The following is an 8,114-nucleotide window of genomic DNA, read 5'->3' as shown; positions in this document are numbered from 1 at the left end:
CTCACCCGTGCTGGAGCGGCCCGGGGTCAAGGGTCGGCCGCAGGCCGATCGGCGTAGCCGACGCGGAGCGACAGCGGAGCGCCCTTGAGGCCGGGACGCGGAAGCACGACCCTGGCAAAAGAAGCGGGCGGCCCCCACGGCAACCAACCCGGCAGGCGTTGCCTGCGTGCCGCCCCCTCCCCCAAGCGCCGGTCACCTGGTCCTCCTCAGCGCGCTGTCGATCTGGGCGATTATCTGGGCGGGGCGGTGGAAGACGTCCTCGGCGGTGAAGCGGAGGAGGGTGCGTACCTCGGGGCACTGTTGGAGCTGGTTGAAGCGGGCCACGTCGTCGCGGTGGGCGGCGCGGGTGCCGTGGTAGGCGTAGCCCTCGATCTCCACGCCCAGGCCCTCCGCCCGGAAGAGGAAGTCCAGGAAGCGGCGCCGACCGTCGGGGGTGCGTAGTTCGGCCTGGGATTCGGGGTGCAGGTCGGCGTCGTACATGCGTAGGCGGGCGATGGTTTCCGCCGGGGAGCCTGCGCCCGGGTCGGCCAGGGCCAGCCACGTGCGTGCTCGAACCGTCCCTCGGGCGTCGGTGTCGAGGGCGGCGGTGAGCGCGGGGTGGGTCGTGAGGGGAGCGCGTCGGACGCTGCCGACTCTGCGTCGGGTGAGGGCGGAGTCCACGGCGACGAGGGCTGCGTCGCGGGGGCCGGTGCGCAGGAGGTCGGCGAGGGTGCGGGCCGGGGTCGTGACGCGGAGGCCACGGCGTTCCGTGACGTCCTGGGGGAGGAGAGGGAGCCGGTGGACTTTGACGCCTCTCACCTTGGGGCGGTGGCCGAGGCGGGGGTCGATGAAGTCGAGGGGCGGGGTTGAGCGGGGCGTGAGTGTCTCGATCAGCCAGAGTGCTGCCGCCGAGCGGTGGCTCACGATGAGGCGGGGCTCGATGAGCTGCTCGGTGTGGAGGCGGGTGACGAGGTCGGGGGTGTGGCCGGGTTCCGCCCAGGCGCCGTTGCGGAGGGACGTCCAACCCTCGGCGCGCAGGGTGCGGGTGAGGGTGCTGCGGGGCCAACCGGCCCGCAGAGGAGCGGAGGTCAGCAGCACGCCGCCCTTGGTGAGAGAGGCCAAGGGGGGTAACCGCGCGGCCGACGTGGTCGGTGTCGCCACGTCGGCTCGTTTGCCCCGCTCCCGCTCCCGCTCCCGCTCCCGCTCCCCGGCTTTCACCACCCCAGGTTGCCGGAGGTGGACGGGAGGCCGCTCAGGCCTGTGGATAACTTCTCGTCGGTGGATAGCGGCCGCAGCGGCTCCCCCTCCGTGCCGCTGCGGCCGGTCTCCCCGAGGGTGGGGTCGGGTCAGACCTCCTCGTCGGTGATGTGCGTGTCGAGAGGCTTGGCCTCGCCCGTCTCGGCGTCGGTGATGTGCGTGTCGAGAGGCTTGATCTCCCCCGCCTCGGCACTGGTGATGTGGGTGTCGAGCGGCTTGATGGTGCCGTCGGACTTGTTCTGCTCAGCCATGGTGTTCAACTCCAGAGAACGCAGGTACGAAGGCCGCCCGGCGACTCCCCCGAGGGTCGCCGGGCGGACTGTGCGGAACCGTTCACCCTATGGGGCGGGCCGCACCGACGAACCGTCTGCCCCCCGACGCGACGGATCGACAGACTCAGAGTGGCGGAGCGCGATAAACGAACGATGAACGACCGGACCCTCCGGTCAGACGACGGCGAGCGGGACGAGGAGAGCGCGCACCTCCGCGGCTTCCGCCGACCCCAGTTCCTCGTAGATGGAGAGCGCCTCGCGCAGACACGCCTGGGAGCGGCCGGTCTGCCCGATCTCCCCGAGAGCGCGTCCCAGCACGGTCAGCACGTTCCCGCGGCGCCACTCGCCGCCGATCCCCCGCAGTACGGCGAGTGACTGTTCGGCGAGTGCGGCGGCCCGTGCGGGGCTCCCCGCCGCGAGGCGCACCTCGGCGATGCGGAAGGTGGTCATGCCCTCCCAGAGCCGTTGGCGGCTGTCCCGGAAGACGTCGAGCGCCTCGGTCAGCTGACTGGCGGCCTGGTCGAGGTCGCCCGCCTGCGCGAGCGCCAGCCCGAGCGCGTACCGTCCGTTGGCTCCGCGCAGGGTGTGCCCGAGGCGGTCGTAGATGCCGATGCCCTGCCGTGCCAGTGCGACGGCGCTGTCGGTCCGGCCCATCGCCAGGTGGGCCCGGGACAGGTTGCACAGGGCGCTCGCCTCTCCGGCCAGGTTGCGGTCGGCGCGGAAGTTGGTGATGGCCTCCTGGAGGAACGTCGCGCCCTCATGGTGCCGGTTGCGGTAGACGGCGATGACGCCCCGGTGGTTCGGCACCCAGCAGTTCAGAGCGGGGTCGTTGGTCTCGTGGACCAGCGCGCTGGCCCGCTCGGCCTCCTCGGCGGCCCGGTCGAAGCGGCCCGCGGCCAGGTGCGCCTCCGTCAGGGTGGTGCGGGCCCGCGCTTCGGCGCGCGGGTCGCCCGCGGCGGTGGCGGCGTCGCGGGCCGTGGTCGCGTTGGCGCCGTAGTCACGGGCGTTCGCCCCGGACTCCGCGAGGTCCTTGGCGGCCCAGAGGAGGTCGACGGCCTTGGGTAGCCTGTCGCCGTCGAGGGACTGGTGGACGCAGGCCAGCAGGCAGTTGGCCTCCGTATAGAGCCAGTCGCGGGCCGCGCCGCGGTCGGGGAAGGCCAGGCCCGGGCTGGCCGTTGGTGCGAGGTGGTCCACCAGGCGGTCGCCGGGGCGTTCGATGGCGTAGACCCGGGACGCGGTCGCCAGGTAGAAGTCCAGCAGGCGGGAGAGGGCCGCCTCCCGTCCGGTCGGGGGCTGTTCGTCGCGTTCGGCGCAGGAGCGGGCGTAGAGGCGGACGAGGTCGTGGAAGCGGTAGCGGCCGGGGGCGGCGGATTCGAGGAGGCTGGTGTCGACGAGGGATTCGAGGATGTCCTCGGCGTCCTCCGCCGGCAGGTCGAGGACCGCCGCTGCCGCCGGGAGGGAGATGTCGGGGCCGTCGGCCAGGCCGAGGAGGCGGAAGGCGCGGGCCTGGGCGGCGTCGAGGGCGCCGTAGCCGAGTTCGAAGGTGGCCTTCACGGCCAGGTCGCCCGCCTGGAGTTCGTCGAGGCGGCCGCGTTCGTCCGCGAGCTTGGCCGCGAGGACGGAGACCGTCCAGGTGCGGCGCGCGGCGAGGCGGGACGCGGCGATGCGGATGGCGAGGGGCAGAAAGCCGCAGGCCGCCACCACGTCCAGGGCCGCTTTCCGCTCCGACGCGACCCGCTCCACGCCGACGATCTTGGTGAAGAGCGCGAGTGCCTCCTCCGGCGACATCACGTCCAGGTCGACCAGGTGCGCGCCCGCGAGGTCGACCATCCGCACCCGGGAGGTGACGAGGGCCGCGCAGCCCTCCGTGCCGGGCAGCAGGGGCCGTACCTGCGCGGCGTCGCGGGCGTTGTCCAGCAGCACGAGGATCCGGCGCCCGGAGAGGACCGACCGGTACAGGGCGGCCCGCTCCTCCAGCGAGTCCGGGATCGCGGAGTCCGCCGTGCCGAGGGCGCGCAGGAAGGCGCCCAGGACCGTCACCGGCTCCGCCGCCCGCGGGCCCGCCCCCTGGAGGTCGACGTAGAGCTGGCCGTCGGGGAAGGACGGCCGCGCCCCGTGGGCGACGTGCACGGCCAGCGTCGTCTTGCCCACGCCGCCGATGCCCGCCAACGCCGATACGGCCATCACCCGGCCCTCCGCCGACGCCAGCACCTCGGTCAGCTCGGCGACGAAGGACGCGCGGCCCGTGAAGTCGGGGACGGATGCGGGGAGCTGGGCCGGGCGGAGGGGGACCGCCGGGGGTTCGGCGACCGGGGCGGACGGCTCGGCCAGGCCCGGGTCGGCCTGGAGGATGCGCTGCTGGAGGTCGCGCAGGCCGGGGCGCGGGTCGACACCCAGTTCGTCCGCGAGGAGGCGGCGGGTGTCGGCGTACACCGCCAGCGCCTCCGCCTGGCGTCCGCTGCGGTACAGGGCGAGCATCAGCAGTTCCCGCAGCCGCTCCCGCAGGGGGTGCGCGGCGGTGAGGGCGGTCAGTTCGGAGACGGCCTCGGCGTGGCAGCCCTGCTCCAGGTCCATGTCGAGCCGGGTTTCGAGGAGCTGGAGGCGCCACTCCTCCAGGCGGACCCGCTGGGCCTCCGCGTACGGGCCGGGGACGCCCGCCAGCGCCTCCCCGTCCCAACGTGCCAGCGCGCGTCCGAGCAGGTCGCGGGCGTGGCACAGGTCACCGGCGGCGCGGGCCTTCTCCGCCTCCGCCGCGAGGTCCCGCGCCTCGGCGAGGTCCAGCGCCCCCCGGGGCAGCCCGCGTACGGCGTACCCGCCGGACTCGCTGACCAGCACCCCGGCGTCGAGCACCTTCCGCAGCCGGGAGGCGTAGGTGCGCAGGGCTGCCAGGGCCTGGGAGGGCGGTTCCTCGCCCCACAGGGCGTCGATGAGTTCGGCGGCGGTCGCGGTGCGGCCCTCGCGCAGCAGCAGCGCGGCCAGCAGGGCGCGCTGCTGGGGCGAGCCGGTGGCCAGCGTCTCGTCGCCGCGGCGGGCGCGCACCGGGCCGAGGACGCTGAAGCGCAGGGTCGCGGGTGGCTCCGCCGACTCGTCCGGACGCCGCTGCTCCGGCACCCGCGGTACGTCCGACGTACGCGGTGCGCGCGGTACTCCGTCCATGCCCGTCCCCCTAGACATCCCCAACAACTAGGTCAGTTTGCCTTGTGGATGCCGAATGCGTCAGCCGGGGGAGATGGCGATCACAGGCGATGCGAGGGGGTTCACAAGGAGTACACGGGACGAACACACAGGGGCACACCTCGCACGCGTCCGCCCCCGACCGTACCTGATGGTCCGTCAGTTCAGCGCTACCGCGCCCCCTGGACGCCAACACCCACACGTCACCGCCGACCCCACCCCCTCCCTCCCTGCCCCTCTCCCCCTCCCTCCCCTCCCTCCCCCTCCCTTCCGTCATCTCGGTCGACGACCACACCGTGGAGCCCCCGCACGTCTAGGAGCCGTCGTCCGGATCCAGGTCCACGCGGACGGTGAGCAGGTCGGTCCCCAGCGCCCGGACGGCGGCGCTGTTGAACCGCGGCAGGCCCCGCATCCGGGCCACGGGGTCGTCGTCGGGGAGCGGGTGGGCGGTGCCGGTGTGCCAGCGTCCGTGGAGCCGCACCCGTACCCGGGGATCGGCCTCGATGTTGCGGACGTACTGCGACCGCCGCCCGAACTCCGACACCAGCCAGAAGGAGCCCCCGACCCGCCGCCCACCGACCGGGGTACGGCGGGGTACCCCGGAGACCCGCCCCGTGGTCTCGATGAGCGTGTGCCCGGGAAGGCGGCGTGCGAGGGGGTTGACGACGTGCCGCTGGAAGGCGGTGGTGGCCCGGAAACGGAGTTCGGCGAGTCGGCTCATGGCGTACGGCGCTCCTGTCGGTGTTGCTTCAATGGTCCCCTGCGCACGCTGAGGGAAGCAGGTGGCTGCGGTGCGGGTGATGACCTGGAATCTGTGGTGGCGGTTCGGCCCGTGGGAGGCACGGCAGAAGGCCATCCTGACGGCGCTGCGGGAGGAACGCCCCGACGTGGTCGGCCTCCAGGAGGTGTGGGCGGCCGGTGGGGAGAACCTCGCGGAGTGGCTGGCCGGGGAACTCGGCATGTACTGGACCTGGGCCGCGTCCGGGAAGCCCGAGCGGTGGCGGCGGCGGATCGGCGACCCGTCGGTGGACGTGGGCAACGCGGTCCTGAGCCGCTGGCCGGTACTGGAACAGGCGGTCCTGCCCCTGCCCGCCCCGGCGCCCCTCGACGACGGCCGCCTCGCCCTGTACGCCCGACTCGCGGCCCCCGGAGCGGACGTCCCCTTCTTCACCGTCCACCTGACGTCGGCGGCGCACGCGTCGGCGGTCCGGTGCGAGCAGGTGGCGGCGTTGGCCCACTTCGTCGCCGAGCACCGTGGCGACACGCCTTTCCCGCCCGTCATCACCGGCGACTTCAACGCCTGGCCCGACTCCGACGAGGTCCGCGCCTTCAACGGCCTGCGGACAGCGCCGGCCGTCCCCGGCCAGGTCTTCCTGGACACCTGGGAGTACGCCGACCCGACGGCCCCCTCCGCCACCTGGGACATGGCCAACCCCTACGTCGCCGCGACCCACGGCCCCAGCGTCCGGATCGACTACATCCACGTCGCCCCACCGGGCCCCGCAGGCCTCGGCCACGTCCGCACGGTACGACGCGCGTGCGACGGTCCCGTGGACGGGGTCTGGCCTTCGGATCACGCGGCGGTGGTGACCGAGTTGGCGGGGGGCGGGGTCAACGAGGGGTGAGCTGGCGCGCTTTGAGGGCGTGGAGGAGGACGCGGAAGGCGGCGGGGGTGAGGGTGAGGACGGGGTGGGGTGGTTCGGGGCGGTCGGTGAGGTGGATGGCGGTGGGGGTTGTGGATATGTGGACGCACGCCTCGCCCTCTTGGCAGTACGTGGACTTCCGCCAGCGGTATTGGGGCATGTTCGGCTTCTCCTACAGGCTCTCGGCGATGGTGTGGATCAGCTTGCGTGACTTCTCCGGGCTGAGCGCGGCTGCTTCCACGACGTCCAAGAGACGTCGGTACTTCTCCAGATGAGCCTCGGCGTCGAGCAGCACGGGCCCGTGAAACTGGTCTAGTTGGACGGTGTCCAGCTCCGGCACGGGGCCGCACAGGTAGTTGATCGACTGACCTGACCCGGGGAACGCCCCGACCTCGAAGGGGAGTACACGCAGGGTGACGTGCTTCCACTCGCTCATCTCGATCAGGTGCCGAAGCTGCCCACGGGCCACCCGCCGACCACCGACTCGCATGTGCAGGGCGGCCTCATGGATGACGGTGCTGTACGGGTTCGCGCCCTCCCGGAACACCACGTCCTGACGCTTGATGCGGTGCGACACCCGGTGCTCCACCTCTGGTGGTGTGGGGGTCGGGATCGCCTGCCGGAAGATCTCCCTGGCGTGGTCGGCCGTCTGGAGCATCCCCGGGATGTGGGAAGTGAAGGCCGTACGGATGGCCGTCGCATGGTGTTCCAGTTCGGCGAGGGTGAGCAACCCGGCGGGCAGTACCTCTCGGTACGTCTCCCACCACCAGCCGCGCGACTTCTCGCCCGCCATGCCCACCAAGGCGTCCACGTACGGCTGGTTGGTGCAGGAGTAGAGGTTGGCCATCGCCCGGACGCGGTCGGGGCTCACCCCGAACCTCGCCGACTCAACATTGCTCAGTTGACCGGAGCTAGTGCCGAGCATCTGCGCGGCGTCGGTCGAGGTCAGCCCAGCTCGCTCACGTAGTTTGCGCAGTTCAGCGGCGAGTCGGACACGCCGGGCCGTGGGCGCGGGCCTTGATGCCATCAGAACCTCCTCCTGCCGGGTCCTCACGGGGGCGTGTCACTCACACGAGGGAGATAGGACTGAGATCCTTCGAAATCACGCAAAGGACCTTTGCGGTCGCCCTATCGTCTTCGTCAGGCGCCTCGCCTGGAAGCGCACCGTGGGACGCCACGGCGGAGACACCAGGCACCTGTCCAACACCCCTTCAGCGAGCGGAGACTTCCGATGGTCACCGTATCCCCGTCGTGGAAGTACACCCTTCATCTTCCGCACGATCCACGCGCACCGGGTATCGCCCGTGCCACCCTGAGGCTGATTCTCGCCGCACACGAGCTGCCCGACCTCGCCCCCACGGCAGAACTGCTCGCGGCGGAGCTGTTGGCCAACTCCCACTCCCACACCAAGGGCCCGTACGCCCTCCGCCTCCGCTCAGCGGAGCCCGGCCGCCTCCGCGTAGGCGTCTGGGACACGGACCCCCATATCCCACCCCGCTTCTTGGACGCCCACACCCCCGCCCCGCCCCCGGACGCCGAGCACGGCCGGGGCATCCCCCTCCTCCAGTCCTGCGCGGACACGTGGGGCGCTTCGGTACTGCACGGCCTGGGCACCTCCGAAGGCGGCAAGCTGCTGTGGGCGGAGTGCGGGAGGTAGGGGGCATACAGCCGACGCCTGTTGAAGGAGGCACCGTGGGGCCGCCCGCTTCTTTGTCAGGGTCGTGCTTCCGCGTCCCGGCCTCAAGGGCGCTGCGCTGTCGCTCCGCGTCGGCTGCGCCGATCGGCCTGC

The 8,114-nt window shown here is 72.5% G+C and carries 8 protein-coding genes; 2 read left to right on the top strand and 6 right to left on the bottom strand.

Going from position 1 to position 8,114, the window contains the following annotated elements; genetic code table 11:
- Positions 1-192 precede the first annotated feature (192 nt).
- The 4 genes from ABZ659_RS35470 to ABZ659_RS35455 all read right to left on the bottom strand — a co-directional run bounded on the left by ABZ659_RS35470 (position 193) and on the right by ABZ659_RS35455 (position 5,403).
- Positions 193-1,197, bottom strand: a complete 1,005-nt coding sequence (locus tag ABZ659_RS35470; protein WP_360229017.1) for a hypothetical protein — start codon at positions 1,195-1,197, stop codon at positions 193-195.
- Positions 1,198-1,325: 128 nt separating this feature from the next.
- Complete coding sequence (locus tag ABZ659_RS35465) at positions 1,326-1,487, bottom strand: hypothetical protein (protein ID WP_360229014.1); 162 nt, start codon at positions 1,485-1,487, stop codon at positions 1,326-1,328.
- Between the two features lie 195 nt (positions 1,488-1,682).
- Positions 1,683-4,664, bottom strand: coding sequence for a BTAD domain-containing putative transcriptional regulator (locus ABZ659_RS35460; RefSeq protein WP_360229011.1), 2,982 nt, complete (start codon positions 4,662-4,664; stop codon positions 1,683-1,685).
- Positions 4,665-4,995: 331 nt separating this feature from the next.
- Positions 4,996-5,403 carry a nitroreductase/quinone reductase family protein gene (locus ABZ659_RS35455; RefSeq protein ID WP_360229008.1) on the bottom strand — a complete coding sequence of 136 codons (408 nt, stop codon included), beginning with the start codon at positions 5,401-5,403 and terminating at the stop codon, positions 4,996-4,998.
- 79 nt (positions 5,404-5,482) lie between these two features.
- Between ABZ659_RS35455 and ABZ659_RS35450 the strand changes: the two genes are divergently transcribed.
- Positions 5,483-6,307, top strand: coding sequence for an endonuclease/exonuclease/phosphatase family protein (locus tag ABZ659_RS35450; protein ID WP_360229005.1), 825 nt, complete (start codon positions 5,483-5,485; stop codon positions 6,305-6,307).
- Here ABZ659_RS35450 and ABZ659_RS35445 read toward each other — a convergent pair.
- Both ABZ659_RS35445 and ABZ659_RS35440 read right to left on the bottom strand, forming a co-directional pair.
- Complete coding sequence (locus tag ABZ659_RS35445; RefSeq protein ID WP_360229002.1) at positions 6,294-6,485, bottom strand: DUF397 domain-containing protein; 192 nt, start codon at positions 6,483-6,485, stop codon at positions 6,294-6,296. The two genes, ABZ659_RS35450 and ABZ659_RS35445, sit on opposite strands and share 14 nt — an antisense overlap.
- A gap of 12 nt (positions 6,486-6,497) precedes the next feature.
- On the bottom strand, positions 6,498-7,352 hold the full coding sequence (locus ABZ659_RS35440) for a Scr1 family TA system antitoxin-like transcriptional regulator (protein ID WP_360229000.1): 855 nt from the start codon (positions 7,350-7,352) through the stop codon (positions 6,498-6,500).
- Positions 7,353-7,556: 204 nt separating this feature from the next.
- Here ABZ659_RS35440 and ABZ659_RS35435 point away from each other — a divergent pair, with 204 nt between their 5' ends.
- Entirely contained in the window at positions 7,557-7,982 is a 426-nt protein-coding gene (locus tag ABZ659_RS35435; protein ID WP_360228998.1) for an ATP-binding protein, read from the top strand.
- Positions 7,983-8,114 lie beyond the last annotated feature (132 nt).

This window comes from Streptomyces sp. NPDC006997 (assembly GCF_040635175.1).
Taxonomy (GTDB): domain Bacteria; phylum Actinomycetota; class Actinomycetes; order Streptomycetales; family Streptomycetaceae; genus Streptomyces.
Note: the sequence above shows the minus strand (reverse complement) of the source record. Positions and strands in the feature narration are given on the sequence as shown.